Annotated in this window: 17 protein-coding genes; 1 reads left to right on the plus strand and 16 read right to left on the minus strand. The window is 66.8% G+C overall.

Annotation, left to right across the window (positions count from 1 at the left end):
• Positions 1 to 132: 132 nt before the first annotated feature.
• The 3 genes from nusB to CSW57_RS08780 all read right to left on the minus strand — a co-directional run bounded on the left by nusB (position 133) and on the right by CSW57_RS08780 (position 2390).
• On the minus strand, positions 133 to 609 hold the full coding sequence (nusB, locus tag CSW57_RS08770; RefSeq protein WP_197037543.1) for a transcription antitermination factor NusB: 477 nt from the start codon (positions 607 to 609) through the stop codon (positions 133 to 135).
• Entirely contained in the window at positions 606 to 1169 is a 564-nt protein-coding gene (efp, locus tag CSW57_RS08775; protein ID WP_023959473.1) for an elongation factor P, read from the minus strand. The genes nusB and efp overlap by 4 nt, the downstream gene beginning before the upstream one ends.
• Before the next feature lie 69 nt (positions 1170 to 1238).
• Positions 1239 to 2390 (minus strand): M24 family metallopeptidase, encoded by a 1152-nt coding sequence (locus CSW57_RS08780; RefSeq protein WP_099382399.1) that lies wholly within the window; start codon positions 2388 to 2390, stop codon positions 1239 to 1241.
• Between the two features lie 133 nt (positions 2391 to 2523).
• Here CSW57_RS08780 and CSW57_RS08785 point away from each other — a divergent pair, with 133 nt between their 5' ends.
• On the plus strand, positions 2524 to 3060 hold the full coding sequence (locus CSW57_RS08785; protein WP_189339182.1) for a B-4DMT family transporter: 537 nt from the start codon (positions 2524 to 2526) through the stop codon (positions 3058 to 3060).
• Between the two features lie 67 nt (positions 3061 to 3127).
• Here CSW57_RS08785 and aroB read toward each other — a convergent pair whose 3' ends face one another.
• The 13 genes from aroB to CSW57_RS08850 all read right to left on the minus strand — a co-directional run bounded on the left by aroB (position 3128) and on the right by CSW57_RS08850 (position 19670).
• Positions 3128 to 4243: a 3-dehydroquinate synthase gene (gene aroB / locus CSW57_RS08790; protein WP_099382400.1), complete on the minus strand. Its 1116-nt coding sequence runs from the start codon at positions 4241 to 4243 to the stop codon at positions 3128 to 3130.
• Positions 4240 to 4761, minus strand: a complete 522-nt coding sequence (locus CSW57_RS08795; protein ID WP_223249128.1) for a shikimate kinase — start codon at positions 4759 to 4761, stop codon at positions 4240 to 4242. The genes aroB and CSW57_RS08795 overlap by 4 nt, the downstream gene beginning before the upstream one ends.
• On the minus strand, positions 4758 to 5966 hold the full coding sequence (aroC, locus tag CSW57_RS08800; RefSeq protein WP_099382401.1) for a chorismate synthase: 1209 nt from the start codon (positions 5964 to 5966) through the stop codon (positions 4758 to 4760). The genes CSW57_RS08795 and aroC overlap by 4 nt, the downstream gene beginning before the upstream one ends.
• 18 nt (positions 5967 to 5984) lie before the next feature.
• A complete protein-coding gene (locus CSW57_RS08805) occupies positions 5985 to 6398 on the minus strand; it encodes a prepilin peptidase (protein WP_099382402.1) in 414 nt (137 codons plus the stop codon).
• A gap of 78 nt (positions 6399 to 6476) precedes the next feature.
• The gene (locus CSW57_RS08810; RefSeq protein ID WP_370623928.1) at positions 6477 to 7256 is read right to left on the minus strand and encodes a shikimate dehydrogenase; all 780 of its coding nucleotides are present in this window, start codon (positions 7254 to 7256) and stop codon (positions 6477 to 6479) included.
• Positions 7257 to 7284: 28 nt separating this feature from the next.
• On the minus strand, positions 7285 to 9048 hold the full coding sequence (gene mltG, locus CSW57_RS08815; RefSeq protein ID WP_223249129.1) for an endolytic transglycosylase MltG: 1764 nt from the start codon (positions 9046 to 9048) through the stop codon (positions 7285 to 7287).
• On the minus strand, positions 9045 to 9521 hold the full coding sequence (gene ruvX, locus CSW57_RS08820) for a Holliday junction resolvase RuvX (RefSeq protein ID WP_099382404.1): 477 nt from the start codon (positions 9519 to 9521) through the stop codon (positions 9045 to 9047). Before ruvX ends, mltG begins: the two co-directional genes overlap by 4 nt.
• Positions 9518 to 12184: an alanine--tRNA ligase gene (gene alaS, locus CSW57_RS08825; protein ID WP_099382405.1), complete on the minus strand. Its 2667-nt coding sequence runs from the start codon at positions 12182 to 12184 to the stop codon at positions 9518 to 9520. Before alaS ends, ruvX begins: the two co-directional genes overlap by 4 nt.
• An 86-nt stretch (positions 12185 to 12270) precedes the next feature.
• Positions 12271 to 13671, minus strand: a complete 1401-nt coding sequence (locus CSW57_RS08830; RefSeq protein WP_099382406.1) for a replication-associated recombination protein A — start codon at positions 13669 to 13671, stop codon at positions 12271 to 12273.
• A gap of 37 nt (positions 13672 to 13708) precedes the next feature.
• Positions 13709 to 14860, minus strand: a complete 1152-nt coding sequence (locus CSW57_RS08835) for a hypothetical protein (RefSeq protein ID WP_099382407.1) — start codon at positions 14858 to 14860, stop codon at positions 13709 to 13711.
• A 53-nt stretch (positions 14861 to 14913) separates the two neighbouring features.
• Positions 14914 to 15774 carry a transglutaminase family protein gene (locus tag CSW57_RS08840; RefSeq protein WP_223249143.1) on the minus strand — a complete coding sequence of 287 codons (861 nt, stop codon included), beginning with the start codon at positions 15772 to 15774 and terminating at the stop codon, positions 14914 to 14916.
• 77 nt (positions 15775 to 15851) lie between these two features.
• Positions 15852 to 18611, minus strand: a complete 2760-nt coding sequence (locus CSW57_RS08845) for a circularly permuted type 2 ATP-grasp protein (RefSeq protein WP_223249130.1) — start codon at positions 18609 to 18611, stop codon at positions 15852 to 15854.
• A gap of 96 nt (positions 18612 to 18707) precedes the next feature.
• The gene (locus CSW57_RS08850; protein WP_099382409.1) at positions 18708 to 19670 is read right to left on the minus strand and encodes a DUF389 domain-containing protein; all 963 of its coding nucleotides are present in this window, start codon (positions 19668 to 19670) and stop codon (positions 18708 to 18710) included.
• Positions 19671 to 19673: the final 3 nt, after the last annotated feature.

Below are 19673 nucleotides of genomic sequence, written 5' to 3' on the forward strand. Positions count from 1 at the left end.
CCTCTCTGGACGGATCGTTAAAGGATGTCGGTCACTGCCGTGGACACCGACATCAAAATGCCTTCGTCCAGAACAGTTCGTGCATCAGGTTATCAGGCCGGGGCCGCGGCACCGCGACGGCACCGGCCGGTCTCACGCGTCCTCGGACGGTGACTGCTGCCCCAGCGACGCACGTACCTGCGGCGCGAGGAGCACGATGCGACCGAGCACACCGTTGACGAATCCAGGGGAATCGTCGGTCGAGAGTTCCTTGGCCAATTCGACGGCCTCGTCGACCACAACGGCGGTCGGGACGTCGGTGGTGTTGAACAACTCCCAGGTGGCGAGCCGCAGGATCGCACGATCCACGGCGGGGAGCCGCGGCAGCGTCCACTCACGCAGATGCGACTCGATCACCGAATCGATTTGGCGGGCATCGCCCGCGACACCCTCGATGATCTGAGCGGTGTAGTCGTGGATCTTGCCCACACTGTCGTCGCCGAGCGCGATCTCACGCCGCTGAGCGATCAGCTCGATCGGTGACTCGTTCTTGACCTCGGCCTCGAAGAGCAGGTCGACCGCGCGTTTGCGGGCCTTGTGGCGGGTGCCGGATTTCTTGACCAATGTCACGAGTTGACGCGGCCGAGGTAGCTGCCGTCGCGCGAATCGACCTTCAGCTTGTCGCCTGTGTTGATGAACAACGGCACCTGGATCTCGGCACCGGTCTCCAAAGTCGCGGGTTTGGTGCCACCGGTGGAACGGTCGCCCTGGACGCCGGGATCGGTCTGGGACACCAGGAGTTCGACGGTGACCGGGAGTTCTATGTACAGCGGCACGCCTTCGTGCGTGGCCACCTGCACGGTCATGTTCTCGAGCATGAACTTGGCTCCGTCGCCCACGGTCTCCGGGTTGACGTTCAACTGCTCGAAGGTCTGCCCGTCCATGAACACGTAGTCGCTGCCGTCGTTGTACAGGTAGGTCATGTCACGACGGTCGACCGTCGCCGTCTCCACCTTGACTCCCGCGTTGAACGTCTTGTCGACGGTCTTCCCCGAGAGCACGTTCTTGATCTTGGTCCGCACGAAGGCAGGACCCTTACCGGGCTTGACATGCTGGAACTCGAGGATCTGCCAGAGCTGACCCTCCATGTTGAGCACCAAGCCGTTTTTGAAATCCGAAGTGTTGGCCACGTCTGTTCTTCCTCTCACCCGCCCCGGGCATCTTATTGCGCGACGTCCTGCTCGCGCCGGGGCGCACGGTCAGATGACGGTGAATGTCTTGTCGGTGGTGGTGAGCAGATCGGGTTCGCCGTCGCGGATCACGAGGGTGTCCTCGATCCGAACGCCACCTCGGCCCGGCAGATAGACACCGGGTTCTACGGTCACCGCTGCACCGCAAGGTAGTGTACCCGTGCTCAGCTTCCCGATGGACGGCGCTTCGTGGATCTGCAGGCCGACGCCGTGTCCGAGACCGTGCACATACTGCTCACCGAACCCCGCCGCGTCGATGATCGATCGGGCCGCAGCATCCACCTCGCCGGCATCGACGCCGGGTGCCAGCGCCTCCCGACCAGCCTGCTGTGCCTGTGCGACCAGGTCGTAGATCTCTCGTTGCCAGGCCTCGGCTTTCTGCAAGACGTACGTGCGGGTCATGTCGGAGTGGTAACCACCGACCACTGCACCGAAGTCGATCTTGAGCAGGTCGCCCGCGCCGAGCACGGCATCGGTCGGCCGGTGGTGGGGAACGGCCGAGTTCGCTCCTGTCGCCACGATCGTCTCGAACGACACGGCCTCGGCACCGCGCTCGAACATCGCCCATTCGAGCGCCCTCGCCACCTGACGTTCTGTTTTGCCCGGAACCACGAGGCCGTCACCGAGGATGTCGGCGAGGGCCAGGTCGGCCGTCTGGCATGCGGTCCGGATCTGTTCGATCTCGTCGTCGTCCTTGACCATCCTGAGGTCCTCGACCAGCGCCCCCACCGGCTTCAGCGTCTCGGCACCGGTCAAGATCGGCAGCAGTCGCTGATGTGTTCCGACTGTCACCACATGTTTCTCGAACCCGATCCGGGCGCCGGACCCCACCAAATACTCGGTGAGCGCGGAAGGGCAATTGCGGGCGATGATCGCGGTGAGGTCCGGGGCCTGTTCAGCGACTTGGGTGAGATAGCGCCCGTCGGTGCTGACCCGGTCATCCCCGGATGCAGTCACCACAAGAGCGGCATTGGACCCGGTGAACCCGGACAGGTAGCGAACATTGACCAGGTCCGTGACGAGAATCGCATCGACGCCCGCTGCACTGAGTCCCGCTCGAAGGCGGTCCCGCCGCCCTGCGTGGGCCGCGTTCGCGGGATCTGCGGCCACTCGACTGATGGGGGCGGCGGTCTGCGCCGAGGTGTCGGATGTAGCGCTCATGGCGTCCAGGCTAGTGCGACTCTGCTCTCCGGGATGGTCAATGCACCCTCGCGACCGGGGACGCCGACATCCGAAAACGTCGGTTTTGTGGGCCCTGCCACAAAAAGACGTGGCGCATCGGTACGCTGCTCTCATGATTGCGTGGTTGCTTCGTGGCTTGGTGATGTCGGCGGTGCACATCGGTGCCCGGGTTCTGCTTGCTCTGGCGATCGTGCAGTGGCCATTGGAAGCCACCTATTGGAAGACCATCGCCATCGCGTCCGTGGTCCTCGTGGCGATCATCTGGGGCGGAATCGACGGCCTGCTCGACGGCCGCGCGCACGCTGACCCTGACGACTACGACGACCTGACCATGCGGTGGCTCAAGGCCGGCCTACTCGCGGGGCTGATCGCAGCCATCGTCGGCTGGGTACTCGGCAATTGGGTGTTGGCCGGAATGGGCCAGAACTCGCTGGCGATCGAGATCTTCGCAGGCGGCGCGTTCACCACGCTTCTGATCTTCGTGCCCGCTCTTGTCGGCGCCGCGCTCGGCCGCTATCTCACGCGTCGTCAGCATCGCAAGAACGAGGCGAACCGCGAGCGTCAGGACGACAACCGCCGTGACCAGCGGTATGCAGATGACAACGATGCCGCATACCAGCGCACCCAGCCAGTCGGCCTGAACAAGTAGCCGGTCTAGCACGTACCCGGCGTGGGCCGACCGGCCCGCCGTTGGGGCCGGCCGGTCGATCGGTCGCCTAGATGAAGATCGCCCCGCCGGACGGTTCATCCTTGGCGACGGTCGAGTACGCGGCCGCGAGCAGTGCGGGGTCGGGCGCTTCCAGACGGCCCGGTTTCGCCAGACCGTCGAGCACCACGAAACGCAGCATGCCGGACCGGTTCTTCTTGTCCCCCGCCATGCCTTCGAGCAGATCGGGAAGCGCGTCCGGGTCGTAGGCGACCGGCAAACCCACACTTTCCAGAACCGCCCTGTGCCGGTCTGCGGTCGCGTCATCGAGTCGTCCGGCCAGTCGGCCGAGTTCCGCAGCGAAGACGAGTCCGACCGACACCGCGGCACCGTGGCGCCAGCGGTACCGCTCCCGGCGTTCGATGGCGTGTCCCAGCGTGTGACCGTAATTGAGGATCTCCCGCAGCGCGGACTCTCGCAGATCGGCCGCGACGACCTCTGCCTTGACCCGCACCGACCGCTCGATCAGCTCGGTCAGGATCGGCCCCGTCGGGTCGAGCGCTGCCTGGGGATCTGCCTCGATCAGGTCGAGGATCACCGGGTCGGCGATGAATCCGGTTTTGATCACCTCTGCCATGCCGGCCACGATCTCGTTGTGCGGCACGGTTTCCAGGGTTGCCGTGTCGATCAGCACCGCCCGCGGTTCGTGGAAGGAGCCGACCAGGTTCTTGCCGGCGTCGGTGTTGATCCCGGTCTTGCCGCCGACCGCGGCGTCGACCATGGCCAGCAACGTGGTGGGCACATGAACGATCGGGATGCCCCGCATCCAGGTGGCGGCGACAAAGCCGGCGAGGTCGGTGGCCGCTCCACCACCGAGGCTGACCACGACGTCGTTGCGCTTCATTCCGATCCGGCCGAACACTTCCCAGCAGAACGCGGCGACGGAAAGGTCCTTGCCGTCCTCTGCATCGGGAATCTCGACCCGGTGCGCGTCGAAGTCGTTTTCTGCCAACGTCTTTCGGATCACTTCAGCGGTCTCGGCGAGCGTCGGCTGGTACAGGATGGCCACCGAGTCGGCGCCGGCGACCGACTCGACGAGTTCGCCGAGCAAGCCCTTTCCGATGATCACCTCGTAAGGGCTCTCGCTGTTCACCGGCACCCGGATCGGTGTTGAGTCCGCGGTCATTGTCTCGCTTCCTGCGTGGTGAGTTGACTGATGATCTCGTCGGCCACGAGCCGTTGATGGGGTTGTGCGTCCACGACGATCGTTGCGATGTCTCGGTAGACGGGGTCTCGTTCGGCGAGCAGATCGGCATAGACCTGGGCCGGGTCGGGAGCCTGTAGCAGTGGACGCTTGGATCCCGAGACACGGGCGAAGCCCTGCGCCGGCGTCACGTGAAGGTAGATGACGTTGTGACCGGCGAGCCGTTGCCGAGTCGATTCGGAGAGCACCGCGCCGCCGCCCAGCGACACGACGCCCCGCTCACGGGCGAGCAGGTCCGCCACCACATCTTGTTCCAGAGCCCGGAACGCGGGCTCGCCGTTTCCCGCGAAGATCTCGGGAATCGTTCTGCCACTTCGCCGTTCGATCTCACCGTCGCTGTCGATCCAGTCGACACCGAGCAAGCGGGCCAGCTGCTGACCGACCGTTGTCTTGCCGGATCCCATGAAGCCGATCAGCACCGCCCGTGGCCCGGGAGTCACGGCTGCGGTAGATGCGCGGCGACGCGTTTGAGGTAGCCCGCCAGGTTGTCAGCGGTCTCGTGAGCCGAGTCGCCACCGAACTTCTCGAGCGCCGCCTGAGCGAGGACCAGTGCGACCATCGACTCGGCAACCACTCCTGCTGCGGGAACCGCACACACATCCGACCGCTGATGTATCGCAGTGGCCTGCTCGCCAGTGGTCATATCCATGGTGGACAGCGCGCGAGGCACAGTCGAGATCGGCTTCATCGCCGCCCGCACCCGGATGAACTCGCCATTGCTCATGCCGCCCTCGAGGCCGCCGGCCCGGTTGGTCGACCGGACGGCACCATGGGGTCCGGGCACCATCTCGTCGTGAGCCGCACTCCCCCGGCGACGGGCGGTTTCGAACCCGTCACCCACCTCGACACCTTTGATGGCCTGGATGCCCATGAGTGCGCCGGCCAGACGGGAATCGAGTCGGCGGTCTCCGCTGACGTGTGAGCCAAGGCCGATCGGGACTCCGGTGGCGACCACCTCGACGACGCCGCCCAGCGTGTCACCATCACGCTTGGCGGCCTCGATCTCGGCGATCATCGCGGTCTCGGCGTCGGTTGAGTACGCCCGCACGGGGCTGGCGTCGATCTGGGCGAGATCGGCGTGGGTCGGGGCCGCCCCGACGTATGGATCTGAGGCGCCGATGGAGATGACGTGCGAGAGCACCTCGATGCCGAGTACCTGACGCAGGAAGTTTCGGGCAACCGTGCCGATCGCGACCCGGGCCGCGGTCTCGCGCGCACTGGCCCGTTCCAGCACCGGCCGCGCGTCGGCGAATCCATACTTGAGCATGCCCGCGTAGTCGGCATGGCCCGGACGCGGGCGGGTGAGCGGCTCGTTGCGGGCGATCCCCTCGAGTTCCTCGGCGGGCACCGGGTCGGCCGACATGACCGACTCCCACTTGGGCCACTCGGAGTTGGCGACCTCGATGGCGACAGGTCCACCCATGGTCATGCCGTGGCGCACACCGCCGATCATGGTGACCTTGTCGGCCTCGAACTTCATCCGCGCACCACGTCCGTAACCGAGACGGCGACGAGCCAATTGGTCGGCGATCTCGGACGACGTCACCTCGACACCGGCCACCATTCCTTCCAGAACGGCAACCAATGCGGGCCCATGGGATTCTCCGGCAGTACTCCAGCGCAACACAGTGGTCAATTCTTCCACGCGTCGCCCGCCAGGCCCTCACCAGATCCCACAGACGAGCGCCGTGGCCGCGCACAGGGCCGGGCCGTGAGGCTGCGGCCGTCGATCTCCGGTGACCACCGCAGGCACCATGGTGAGGATGTGCGCCAGGACGATCACGGCCAGCACGGCCGGGACGGAGCCGGCCAGGGCGCCCACGGTGATGGCGAGCTTCACGTCCCCGCCCCCGCAGGCATGCAGCGAGAAAGCCACGAGGTAGATGCCGAGGGCGACGACCAGACCCGGAGTGGCGGCGGGGTGCATCGCGACCGCGACGAGGGAGGCAAGTGCGGCGGGCACCGTCAGTGCGTTCGGCAGCAGGCGCGCTCGGATATCGGACACTGACAAAGCCACGAACCAGATCGCCAGCACGGGCATGAACATCTGCACAGCGACAACAATGGACGGTGCCACCGGCCGCGACGGGCTCCAATGAGCGCGGCTTGTGGATGGCTGCGCTTTTGTGGACAGATCAGGGCTTCTGTGGACAGATCAGGCCAGTACCGCGGCCATCGCCTCTCGGGGTGCCGGTCTGCCCGTGAATTGTTCTACCTGGCCGTACGCCTGATTCAGCAGCATCACCAGGCCACCGACAACTGCGCCACCCCGTTCGGCGACAGCGGTTGCCAGTGGGGTGGGCCACGGACTGTAGATCACGTCGAAGAGGCGGGGCGCGGCGCCGGCGACTTCGACGAGGGGCTCGGCGGCGGCCGCAGGGACCGTGTTGACCAGCACCGCGCACTCGCGCGAACGCTTTGCCAGTTCCGGCCCGGGTTCAAAAGCGATCACCTCGGTCCGCAGGCCGAACACATCTGCGACGGCAATGGCTTCCGCGGCCCGTGCGGCACTACGTGCAACCACCGTCACGTGTCCCACGTGGACTCCCGCGAGCGCTGCGAGAACGGGCGCAGCGGTGCCGCCGGCGCCGAGGACCACGGCGGACGCACCGCCGAGGTCGCCGACACCGAGTTCGGTCAACGCTGCCGCCGCCCCATCGATGTCGGTGCAATCGGCGCGCCAGCCACCATCGGTCCTGACCAGGGTGTTGGCCGAACCGACCTTCGCGGCCCGCTCGGTCCGGCTCTGCGCCACGTCCAGGGCGGCCCGTTTGCCGGGCATGGTCACCGACAGACCGATGTACCGGTCGTCGAGACCGCCCACCAGGGCGGGTAGCTGTTCTGCCGTGCACTCGATACGTTCGTACGTCCAGTCGTCCAGGCCCAGTGCCCGGTACGCCGCCAGATGGAGGTCGGGCGAGCGTGAATGGCTCACCGGCGACCCCAGGATCGCGGCGGCCCGACTAACCACAGTTCGTCTGCAGCACGCCGTTGTCGCAGGCCTGCTGCCGATTGCGCTTGTGCTGCTCGAAGTCGTCGGTGAACAGGGTTGTGCCCTGCTGATCGACGGACACGAAGTAGAGCCAATTGCCCACCGGCGGGTTCAGCGACGCCTCGAGTGCCGGCTGACCGACCGCACCGATCGGTGTGGGCGGCAGACCCTTCTGCTGATAGGTGTTCCACTTGGTGTCGGCGGTGAAGTCGTCGCCGGCCACGTCGATGTTCTGGATCGCCGAGGTGTAGTTCACCGTGGAGTCCATCTGCAGTGCCTGATTGTCGTCGAGCCGATTCACCACGACCCGAGCTACCTTGGGGTAGTCTTCTGCGCGGTTGACCTCGCGTTCGACGATCGAGGCGGTGACCAGCGTCTGATACGGGGTCATGTTGCTCGACGTGGTGCCCGATTCCGGTAGACCCCACTGTGCGAACAGGGAGGCGCTGCGCGAGATCAGGTAGTTGAGCATCTGCACCGGACTCAGATTCGGGTCTATCGCTTCCCACAGCGTGGGCGCGATGAGCCCCTCGATCCTGCGGTGGTCGCCGGCCAGCGCGCTGACCGCGTCGGTCGCCCACGCCGGGACACCCAGTTCCTGAGGTGTCGCGGTGGCTGCTGCTTGGGCCAATTCCTCGACAGTCACCCCACTCTCCTGTCCGTTGAGGGTGAGCGAAGTGGCTTCGGCGACGCGAGCGAAGACCCCCGGCGTCGTCTTGCCGTCGATGCCTTCCTTGGTGTCGAGCTGCAGACCCTCGGGAATGACCACCCGGCCCACCCGATTGTCGTCGGTGAGCATGGAAACGGCTGTGCTGGCGGGGATCTCGGTGCGCAGCTTGTAGAAACCCGCCGAGATCGGCTTGCCGTCGGCCGCGGTGGTGAAGGCGCCCACACTGGCCACCACCTTGTTCTCCTTCAAGATCTCGCCGAATGCGGTGAGCGAGGAGTCGGGCGGGATCTGTACCACCACATCCGACGTGCCCGCGGTGTTCGAGAAGTCCGAGTTGTCAGGTCCGCCGAATTGCCCGGCCAGCCGGAGTCCGGCATAGCCGATCCCGCCGACGAGGAGCACCATGAACGCCACCGCCGCGGCGATGACAACCCTCTTGCGTTTGCGGCGCCGTTCGGCTGCAGCACTGCGTTTGGGCGAGCGGTCCCGGGTGGGCAGTGCCGATCTGGGATCAGGGCGTCGCCGAGACGGCGCAGATGCCGGATCCACACCCGCGGCCACGCCGTCGCGTTCGCCGCGTTGACGCCTGTCGAAATCGTCACGACCGGGGTCGACATACGGGCCGGTCGCATCGTGTGTTGCCAGAGGATCGTAAGCACGTGGGTGGCGGGAGCCACGGGGATCGGGCGGCGGAACCGGGCTCGATGGCGGAGCGTCGAATGGCGTGTCCATCCGCGAGCCACTGCCCGGCGCGCGCCCGGTGGGCGGCGGGACCGGTGGACTGGTCGCATCGGGTGGAGCCCACGACGGGTCGGGCGAGGGTCCACGGCCGGGCCACTGCTGCCCAGTCGGCGCCGCGTCGGCACCGCCCGGTGGGATGGTCCGCGGCCCGTGACGCCCAGAACGATTGCCACCACCGTCTGCGCCGCGGGTGAAGTACTTCAGCCGCTCGGGGTCGTAGTCCTGTGCCGAACGGCTGCGACGGTGGCCGGGAGGCTGATGCTGTTCCCGGCGGTCGCCGTGACCGCGGCCGGTGGCCCGTTCATCGGATCGATCGTCGCTCACCCGCGTCCTTCCTGACGGCCCGCCTGCATGTCTTGACGGTTCGCCTGCAAATCCAACCATCCCTGCAAGATCGCTGTGGCGGCCGCCTGGTCGACAACCGATTTCTGCGCCTTCGCCCGTACACCCGAGGTGCGAAGGGCCTGCTGTGCGGTGACCGTCGAGAGGCGTTCGTCGCTGTAGAGCACCGGGATGGGTGAAATCCGGTCTGCCAGCGCGTTTCCGAACTCGGTCGCCAGTTTCGCAGCGTGGCCGTGCTCGTCACGCAGGGTCTTCGGTAGCCCGACGATGACCGCGACCGCCTCATACTCCGCGATGATCTCTTCCAACCGACGAAGGTCCCCGTCGCCGCCGGTAGTTCGTGCCACGGTCTCCACCGGAGTCGCGAGGATGCCATCGGGATCGCAGGATGCGACCCCGATCCGGACACTCCCGACGTCGATGGCCACGCGCCGCCCCCGCGGCGTGAGCGTCATCGATTCGCGCCGACCAGGTCGCGCAGCCGAGACAACGCGGCGTCGATGCCGGCGGCGTCGGTACCCGACCCCTGGGCGAGATCCGGCTTTCCGCCGCCGCGACCTGAGACCAACGGCGCCAGATCCTTCACCAGGTCGCCGGCCTTGATACCCGCGTCACGGGCTGCAGCGGTGGTGGCGATGGCGAAGGGGACCTTGTCGTCCGACACCGAGAAGAGGGCGACGACCGCAGTGTCCGAGCCGACACGGCCACGCAGGTCGCCGGCGAGCGTACGCAGGTCACCGGCGTTCATCCCGTCGAGTTTGCCGGAGACCACCAGCACGCCACCGACCCGGACGGCGTCGTCGATGAGTGAGCCCACCGAGGCCTTCGCGGCGTCGGCGCGCATCTTCTCGATCTGCTTCTCCGCGTCGCGCAGTTTGCCGACCAAGGTCTCGACCCTGGCTGGGACCTGATCCGACGGCACCTTGAGGCTCGAGGCCAGACCGGCCAACAACGCCCGCTCCTTGGCGAGGTAGCGGTAGGAATCCAAACCGACGTAGGCCTCGATCCGCCGCACACCCGACCCCACCGAGGACTCCCCCAGCAACGTGACCGGACCGACCTGAGCTGACGCACCGACGTGGGTGCCGCCGCACAGTTCCATCGAGAACGGCCCGCCGATCTCCACCACTCGCACCACGTCGCCGTAGTTCTCGCCGAAGAGGGCCATGGCGCCCATCGCCTTGGCCTCGGGCAGGTTGGTCTCGAACGTGTTCACCGGGTAATTGGCCTCGACCGCAGCGTTGGTGATTTCCTCGATCTCCCCGCGCTGGGCCTCGGTGACCGGGCCCTGCGCACTGAAGTCGAAACGGAGATAACCCGGTCGGTTGAGGGACCCGGCCTGAGTCGCGGTGGGCCCCAGGACCTGCCGGAGCGCTGCGTGCACGAGGTGGGTTCCGGAATGTCCCTGGGTGGCGCCGTGACGCCAGGCGGTGTCCACCTGGGCGAGCACCACATCGCCTTCGGCGACCTCACCTTCCTCGACCACCGCCCGGTGCAGCCACACCGTCTTACCGAGCTTTTGCACATCCTTGACCTTGATCCGGAGTCCGGACGACGTTGTGATGCTACCGATGTCGGCGATCTGGCCACCGGATTCGGCATAGAGGGGGCTGCGGTCGAGAATGACCTCGACCTCTTGGCCCGCCGAGGCACTGCGAACCTTGCCTCCGTCGGCCACGAGTCCCAACACCGTTGCCTCAGAGACCAATTCATCGAAACCGGTGAAGACGGTGGGTCCGCGGTCGAGGAACTCCCGATAGACACTGAGGTCGGCGTGGCCCGACTTGCGTGCGGTGGCATCGGCTTTGGCGCGCTGACGCTGTTCTGCCATCAGTGCGGTGAAGCCCTGTTCGTCCACCGACAGTCCGGCTTCGGCGGCCATCTCCAAGGTGAGGTCGATCGGGAAGCCGTAGGTGTCGTGCAGCGCGAATGCATCTCGTCCGCTGATCCGGGTGGCGCCCGACGCCTTTGTCGTCGCCGCGGCGTCGTCGAACAACTTGGAGCCGGCGGTCAGGGTCTTGAGGAACGCGTCTTCTTCCCCGACGGCCAGGGACACGATGCGCGAACGCTGTTCGGCCAGTTCGGGATACGACGTCGACATCGTGTCGATGACGGCCTCGGTGAACCTGCCGACCGTGGCGCCCGAGGCACCCAGGAGACGGGCCGATCGCACGATGCGGCGCAGGAGGCGGCGCAGGACGTACCCGCGGCCGTCGTTACCGGGTGTGATGCCGTCGGCGATGAGCATCACCGCGGTGCGCGCGTGGTCGGCGATCACCCGGAATCTGACATCGTCCTCGTGGTTGCCTGCGCCGTAGGTGCGGCCGGTCAACTGCTGTGCGATCCCGATGACGGGGGCGAGCAGGTCGGTCTCGTAGACGTTCTCCACCCCTTGCAGCAGGCACGCGACACGCTCGACGCCCATGCCGGTGTCGATGTTCTGCTTCGGCAGTGGCCCGAGGATCTCGTAGCCGTCCTTGCCGCCACCAGGTCCACGCTGGTTCTGCATGAACACCAGGTTCCAGATCTCGATGTAACGGTCCTCGTCGGCTTCGGGTCCACCTTCGACTCCGTAGGCGGGCCCGCGGTCATAGAAGATCTCCGAACAGGGTCCGCAGGGCCCCGGGACACCCATCGACCAGTAGTTGTCTTTCATCCCGCGGCGCTGGATGCGTTCGGCGGGTACGCCGATCTCGTCGCGCCAGATGGCCTCGGCCTCGTCGTCGTCGAGGTACACCGTCGGCCACAGCCGGACCGGATCGATCCCGAATCCGCCATCGGCCACCGGGTTGGTGAGCAACGTCCACGCGAACGTGATGGCCTCGCGCTTGAAGTAGTCGCCGAACGAGAAGTTGCCCGCCATCTGGAAGAAGGTGTTGTGGCGGGTGGTGATGCCCACTTCTTCGATGTCGAGTGTCCGGACGCACTTCTGGATACTGGTGGCCCGGGTGTACGGCGGATTCTGCTCGCCGAGGAAGTAAGGCTTGAACGGCACCATGCCGGCGTTGACGAAGAGCAGGTTGGGGTCGTCGAGGATCAGTGACGCGCTGGGTACCTCGGTGTGCCCGGCCTTGATGAAGTGATCCAGGAAGCGCTTCCTGATCTCATGCGTCTGCACTGGTTCTGTCCTTACTCATCGGGGCGTGCCGCTCGGCGTGTCGCCGGTAAACGGCCGTGTTCACACTACCGGTGCCGGCCCCGGAATCAGGTGTTGGAGCGGCTGCGGCCACGAATGATGTTGCGGAGCCGTCCGAGACGTGGGCCGATCTCGCGCTCGTAACCATGATCGGTGGGCTCGTAGTAGTCGACGCCGACCAGTTCGTCCGGCGGGTATTGCTGCCCGACGACGCCGCCGGGTGCGTCGTGGGGGTAGCGGTAGCCCACGGCATTGCCGAGTTTTGCCGCGCCGGCATAGTGCCCGTCCCGCAGGTGCGCGGGCACCGCGCCTGCCCGGCCACCCTCGACATCGGCGATCGCTGCGCCGATGGCCGCCACCACACCTGGGGATTTGGGGGCCGTCGCCAGGTGAATCGTCGCCTGCGCCAACGCGAGCCGTGCCTCGGGCATACCGATCAGTTGAACCGCCTGCGCCGCAGCGGTTGCTGTCTGCAGCGCCGTGGGGTCGGCCATCCCGATGTCCTCACTGGCGTGCACGACCAACCTGCGTGCGATGAACCGTGGGTCCTCGCCTGCCGTGATCATGCGGGCCAGATAGTGCAATGCGGCATCCACATCCGAGCCGCGGATCGATTTGATGAACGCGCTGATCACGTCGTAGTGCTGGTCGCCATCGCGGTCGTATCGAACGGCAGCGCGATCGACGGCTGACTCGACATGCGCGAGGGTGACCTTCGTCGGTGTGCGGGAGGAACCGCCGTCGGCCATCGAATCGGCAAGTGCCGCATCGGCTGCCGCCTCCAGTGCCGTGAGGCCGCGACGCGCGTCGCCCGCCGAGATCTTCTCCAGGTGGTCGAGGGCGTCGTCGTCGATCGTGACAGCCCCGTTGTAACCGCGAGGGTCCGATGCGGCCCGCTGTAGCAACTTCCGGATGTCCGGCCCGTCGAGGGACCGCAGTTGCAGCACCAGGGACCGCGACAGCAACGGTGCCACCACGGAGAACGACGGATTCTCGGTGGTGGCCGCAACGAGCAGCACGATCCGGTTCTCCACCGCATCGAGCAAGGCATCCTGTTGCGTCTTGGAGAAGCGATGGACCTCGTCGATGAAGAGCACGGTTTGAGTGCCCGCGATCAGACGGCGGCGCGCCGCGTCGATCACCGCGCGGACTTCCTTGACCCCTGACGACAGGGCCGACAGTGCTTCGAACCGTCCGCCTGCTGCGGTGGAGATGAGCGATGCCATCGTCGTCTTGCCGGTACCGGGTGGGCCGAACAGCAGTACCGACGCGGCCCCCGAACCATCGATCAGCCGGCGCAACGGAGATCCGCCCTCCAACAGATGTTCCTGTCCGACAATCTCTTCCAGTGTCTGCGGGCGCATCCGCACGGCCAGAGGCGATCCCGCGGAGGCGCCGGGCAGACCCTTGGTGATCGTGTCGGGCGGTGCCTCGGGTGCGGCGAAGAGCCCACCCTGTTCGTCGGTCATGGCCAAGGCCGGATGTCGGTCATCTCGTGCCGCCCCTTCAGTGCAGCCAGGACGAGTCCAGCGCCTGACCGACCGTGTCGGCGAACTGGGCAAGATTCGGTGCATCCGTCCGGCGAGCGGCGTCGGCGAGGCCGGCCCAGCGGTCGACGATCACCCGCGGGTCGGATGTGCTGATCGCGAGCCCGTGCGGCTCGTCGGAAGCACCGACGTCGGTGTCGTCGGCAGGCAACATCCAGACGGTGGAGAGCCATACCCACGCCAGCCGGGCGAGCACGGCCTTGCGGGCCAGCTCACGGTCGGACGCCAGGCTGGGCCAGATGCCCTGCACTTCCGAGCGCCACGCGTCCAGCATCGCGGTCTCGAGTTCGACTATGCGCGCGGCATTGTCGGCGGCGAGCCACGGCCGGAACGTCACCAGCGCATAGGCGATGTCGAGCGAGGCGTCGCGGAAACCGCCCCATTCGTAGTCCATGAACTGGACGCCCTCATCGTTGATGAGGATGTTCTCCGGACCGACGTCAGAGGGGCTGAATGCGCGGTGCTCCCCTTCGCCGAACAGCGCCCTGGCTTTGCCCAGGGCATCGAGCACTTCAGGGTCCACGGTCAGCCCGAAAGTGTCTGCGATCACCCGCGGCGCGGCACTGACCGCCGCCTCGAACTGCGCCCGGAGAGCATCGACGGCGATCCCCGCTGCACCTTGGCGGAGCAGTGCGGCAAAGTCGCCTTCGCCGCCCACGGTGGCAGCGTGCATGCGGCCGAGAGCCTGGCCCCATGCGCTCACCGCGTTGCTGGTGGCGGCGCGGTCGTCACTGCCCAGCAGCTCGGTCATGGATCGACCGTCTCCGAGGTCGCTCAACACCAGAACACGAGCGGAGAGGTCGAACGCGATCAGTTGAGGACCCGGACGCGACTCGAGGGGCAGCGCAGTCGCGTATTTGTACGATGCGACCTCGCGAATGAATGCTTCGCTGGACTCGGCGTCGTCACCGTCGCCGAGGACCTTGATGACCAGGGTGCGGTCGCCGGAGAACGGATTCTGGGCGACCCGGACCCGCACCACCTCGGTACGACCGCTGCCACCGAGGTCCTCAGGATCGGCTAAGGACACCGCGGAGCCGGCCCGAGCTGCAAGAATACGCTCGGCTGCCTGCACCGCGCCGGTGATCTGGCTATCGGCAAGAACAGTCATCGCCTCCAACTTACCCAATGGTGGACGTACCCGGGCCCACCCGACGAGACATGTCAGATTTGTGGCGACACATCGACGGAGACCTCGATCCTGCTCCTGCGCGATTCGGTGTAGATGACCCCGCGCAGGGGCGGCACGTCGTCGTAGTCCCTGCCCCAGGCCACAGTGACGTGATGTTCGTCGACCAATTTGTCGTTGGTGGGGTCGAATGCGATCCACGTGTCCCCGGGCAGCCAGACCGCGGCCCATGCGTGCGAGGCATCGGCACCGAAGATCCGTTCTTTTCCTGGTGGCGGGTCGGTGGCGAGGTACCCCGACACATACCGGGCAGCCAGACCCTGGGACCGCAGGCATGCGATCGCGACCCGCGCGAAGTCCTGGCACACGCCTTCGCGGCGCTCCATGACGGTGCTGACACGGGTGGAGATGGCCGTGGACCCGGAACGGTAGGTGAAGTCCTGAAAAATACGCGTGGTGAGGGTGGTCACGGCTTCGAGGAGCGGTCTGCCCGGGGTGAAGATCGCCGACGCGTAATCCCTCACCGCGTGCGTGATCTCGGGAGGATCGAGATCGAGTCGGAATTCAGCCGCCCTGGCGCCGGCCATCCCGGTCGGGCGGGCTGATTCCCAGGGGGCTTTCGCGGCAGGCGATTGCAGCAGATCGTCGTCGATCGGGTCCACCTCGACAATCGAGCGGCCGGTGACCTCGAGCCGCCGATGTGGGGCGCGGACATGGAAATAGCAGTCGTGGTTGCCGTATGTGTCGACACCGGTGGACCGGTCGGCGGGTTCGGGGTCGATCTCGATCTCGCTCGACAGCACCCGCTGCCCGGGCATGTCACGGGGTTGCAGGTGTCCTCGTCCGTACGAACTGGTGACCACGTCGTCGTAGTCGTAACGGGTGCGGTGCAGCACGGCGTACCGCCGACTCGGCGAGGGGCTCGCGGAGCTCTCCCCCGCCGGTGCTGGTGGCTCGAACTCGTTCGGACGGTTCACAGTTGGTCCTCCGATCCGGCGCCCCAGAGCGGCTGCATCTCGACCGGGTAGGCAAAGCGGGTCCGGCCGAGGACGTCGGATATCTCACGCAATCCGGCGCCGAGAGTGCTCATCAGTTCGGCGAGTTCGACTCGACGACCACCGGCACCGATCGCGGCGAGATCCGCGGGGTCGACTCTGCGCAACTCGGCGACCAGGTCTTCGACCAGCCTCTCGGCAGCGGCGGACCGTACGTCGGTGGGTAGCGCCGTCAGATCGGCACGCAGAGTGTCCAATTGGTAGATCATCGCCCTGGGGTTGCCCTCGTCGAAGAGCAACAGACCGGCGACCGGGCCCAGCCTGACGATGCCGCGGTTGCGGCGACGGTAGATGATCGCGGACTCGTTGGCGACGAGGTATGCCTCGAGCAGACCCTGCTCGGTGTCGGCGTCGTGCTGCTGGACGAGAACAGCGGACGTGAGTGCGGCCAGCATCTGAGCCCGTTCGATGCGCCGCCCGATGTCCATGAACAGCCAACCCGCGTCGTGGACCATCGATTCGGCCTGCAGCCCGGCCAGCGCCAGGAGTCCGTGCAGGATCTCCTCGTGCGCACGGCCGAGCTCGGACCCGTCGACGTCCAGTTCCTCGCTCGTCTCGGCGCCCGCACCGGACAAGATGGCCGGCGGACTGCCCAGTTCGGCGATTGCCCTGTCGATCGCGCCGAGCACCATCCATGTGCTGGTGGACATCTGATCGCGGACCGCGCGCGCGAGTTGCTGCAGACGCTCGACGGCAAAGGCCACCGAACCCGATGCTCGGCGCGAGCTGGTCATCGAGTGCATGCGTGCCGTGGCCGCCATCACCTCATCGGGCTCGGGCGGGCGGCTGCTGTCGAAGTCGGCGATACCCTCGGCGTCCTCGAGGGCGGCTTCGCTGCCGGTGGCCGCCGCGATCGCGGACAGGAACAACGGAATGGACGCCGTCCCCGACATCCACGGCCGGTAGCGATAGTCCTCGTAACGTTCCCTGGCCACCTTGACCATTCGGGTGGTCAGTTCTGCTCGTTCTCCGTATCGGCCGAACCAGAACAGATCCGACAGCACCCTCGGAGAGCTCACGACGGCGCTGTCGGTCACCGGTCGATGGGCGCGAGCGGATCGGCCGTCCACCTGGTCGCCGTCCGCCGTCATGACGGTCGTTACTCGGTCGTGGTGGTCGGACGACTCGGGGACACGGGCCGTGGGCCCGGCCGGCTCGGTGGTGGTCACCCAGACATCTTTTCCGGCAATCGAATCCCAGGAGGCTCCGGCGGTTCCATCGGCGAGCACGTGGCCCAGGCCGCCCGGCATCACGGCATAACCCGCACCCTGGGCCACGCTGAACACGCGAAGGCCCACCGGCGCCGGCCGCAGGCCCGCCCCGCCGGAGCCGGATTGCGTAGCGGCCGGGGTGGCCGACGGGGCCACCGAATAGTCCTCGAGCCGACGCCCCGCCCACGGCCAGGGCTCGGCTTCGATCCGGGCGATCAGTTCATCGCGCGCTGCGGCGGTCAGACCTGCACCCGAGACCTCTTCTCCCGTGCGGAAATTGGAGAGATGCAGGTACGCCACGTCGGCGACCATCTTGGCCCGTTCCAGATCTGTTCCCGCCCAATATGTCTCCACAGAATCGAGAAGCAGGTCCTCGTCGAGCAGGTGTCGGCTGACAGTGCCCAACACGGTGTGCAACGCCGGGTTCTCGAGGACTCCCGCGCCCAGGTGGTTCACCACCGAGACCGTCCCGCGCGACACGGCCTCGACGAGCCCGGGAACCCCGAGCCGCGAATCGGTGCGCAGATCGAGCGGGTCGCAATAGGCAGCGTCGACGCGTCGGAGGATCACGTCGAGCCGTTTGAACTTGCCCAGCGAACGCATGTAAACACTGCCGCCGCGAACGACGAGGTCGGCTGCTTCGACAAGCGGGAAGCCCAGTGCGGAAGCCAGGTAGGCCTGATCGAATGCGGTCTCGGACAACGAGCCCGGTGTCAGCACCGCCACCGTCGGGTCCTCGGTCCCCTGTGGCGCGTACTCGAACAGTGACAGGCGAAGGGTCGCCGAGAACGCTGTCAGGGGCCGGGGTACACATCGCTGGAACAACCGCGGAAACGCCCGCGACATCAGTCGTCGATCGGCAAGCGCGTACCCGACGCCAGAGGGGGCACCAGCGCGGTCGGCGTATACGGTGTGCGCCCCACCCGGGCCCCGCCCGACGTCGCACGCGTGCAGGAACAATGAGTGCAGCCCGGCCTGAGGGAATCCCGCAGCCTTGCGGATGTACCCCGGGTGTCCATAGACCATCTCCGGTGGCACGATCCCGTCCGTGATCACCCGTTGGCCCGAATAGATGTCGGCGAGCAGCGCGTCGAGAACTCTGGAACGCTGGGCGATCTTTCGGTCGAGTTCGGCCCACTGCGCGCCGTCGATGAGCAGCGGCACACAATCCAGCTCCCAGCGTCGCCGCCGGGTGGAATCACCATCCGGGGCGTTGTAGGTGATGCCGTCGTCGTCGACCAGCGTGCGTACGCGCCGCTCGGCCCGGTGCAGTCCCGATCGGCCAAGACGCGAATACCCGTCGACGAGCGGTTCCCACTGCCTGCGAACGGCCCCCGAGGCATCGAGCAACTCGTCGTATGGGCCTGGGGACGAAGCCCCGGGAATCCGAGCGAGATCGAACAATCCGTACCGGTCAGACCGATATCGGTCCAGGACTCCGGCGGGTTCGACCTTGGGCGATGTCACCGCAGAACTGTACGTGTGCGCCCCGGGTCGGGCATCATCGGTACGCCCGGGCCGGTCGCCGCCGTGGCCCGCGATCGTGGGCACTCAGTGGCCCCGCTACTGCGTGTCACCGCTGCGCGCGGACTTGCGCACGAGTGCCGACTTTCCGCGCCGTCGGCTGTGGGCCCGATGGATGAGGAGCACCGCGACTCCGGCAACCACGATCCCGATCAGGTTGATCACCAGCTGCGCGGTGGATTCGGCGGCGACCCGCCACTGCCCCAAGGTGGCGGCGACCACCGCATACCCGGCAGCGGGCACCGTCGTCACCGAGATGAAGACGCCGACCAGCGCCGCCGACTTCGCGGACACCAGTGACAACATGCCTGCCGCGCCGGCGAGCAGTGCGACCACCAGCGAGAACGGTCCGACCTGATAGATGAAGTCGAGCTGGTCGGCTGTGGTCACGTCGCGCATCGTCATCCAGCCGAGGCTCTGGGCGGCCAGCGCACCGAGCCCGGTCACCACCATGGCGAGCGGAAAACCCACCGCCAAAGCAACCACGGATCGCCGGGCCAGGGCGTATCGGCGGCGCACGATCGCCACGGCGATGCCGCCGAGTGGACCGAACTCGGGCCCGACGACCATGCCACCGACAACCGTGACGGGGGAATCGGTCACCACCCCGACAGCCGCGAGCAGGCAAGCCAGGCAGAGGAAAGCCAGAAACGTACCGCTCAGCGTCGAATCCTCATTGGTGCGCTCGAGTAGTTCGTCCCACACCACCGCGTCCCCGGGATCTCCCGGGGCGTCGTGCTCAGCCCGATCGGCGGCCTCGGACAGCACCATGTCGAGCAGCTCGACGGTGATGGCACCTTCGGTCCGAAGTTCCAGTGCCCTGAGCTCTTTGAGCAGTTCGTTCGCGGCCTCACGGGTGACGTCGGCTTCGATCAGGTCCCCGGCCGGTTCCACTGCGACCCCGGGAATCCGGACCACGTGAGCGACACCGACGTAGTCGCGCAAGGTCTCCACCACGGCATCAGATCGCTCGTGCGGGCTGATGATCCGGATGTGGAGCACGGG

Origin of the sequence: Williamsia muralis (assembly GCF_002735905.1) — a bacterium.
Taxonomy (GTDB): Bacteria; Actinomycetota; Actinomycetes; order Mycobacteriales; family Mycobacteriaceae; genus Williamsia; species Williamsia muralis_A.

What these genes read in the sequence shown, in the direction of transcription:
- CSW57_RS08780 (WP_099382399.1), bottom strand. Translation starts at nt 2,390, where the DNA reads ATGAGCGCTACATCCGACACCTCGGCGCAGACCGCCGCCCCCATCAGT.
- CSW57_RS08785 (WP_189339182.1), top strand. Translation starts at nt 2,524, where the DNA reads ATGATTGCGTGGTTGCTTCGTGGCTTGGTGATGTCGGCGGTGCACATC.
- aroB (WP_099382400.1), bottom strand. Translation starts at nt 4,243, where the DNA reads ATGACCGCGGACTCAACACCGATCCGGGTGCCGGTGAACAGCGAGAGC.
- ruvX (WP_099382404.1), bottom strand. Translation starts at nt 9,521, where the DNA reads ATGACGCTCACGCCGCGGGGGCGGCGCGTGGCCATCGACGTCGGGAGT.
- CSW57_RS08830 (WP_099382406.1), bottom strand. Translation starts at nt 13,671, where the DNA reads ATGACCGACGAACAGGGTGGGCTCTTCGCCGCACCCGAGGCACCGCCC.
- CSW57_RS08835 (WP_099382407.1), bottom strand. Translation starts at nt 14,860, where the DNA reads ATGACTGTTCTTGCCGATAGCCAGATCACCGGCGCGGTGCAGGCAGCC.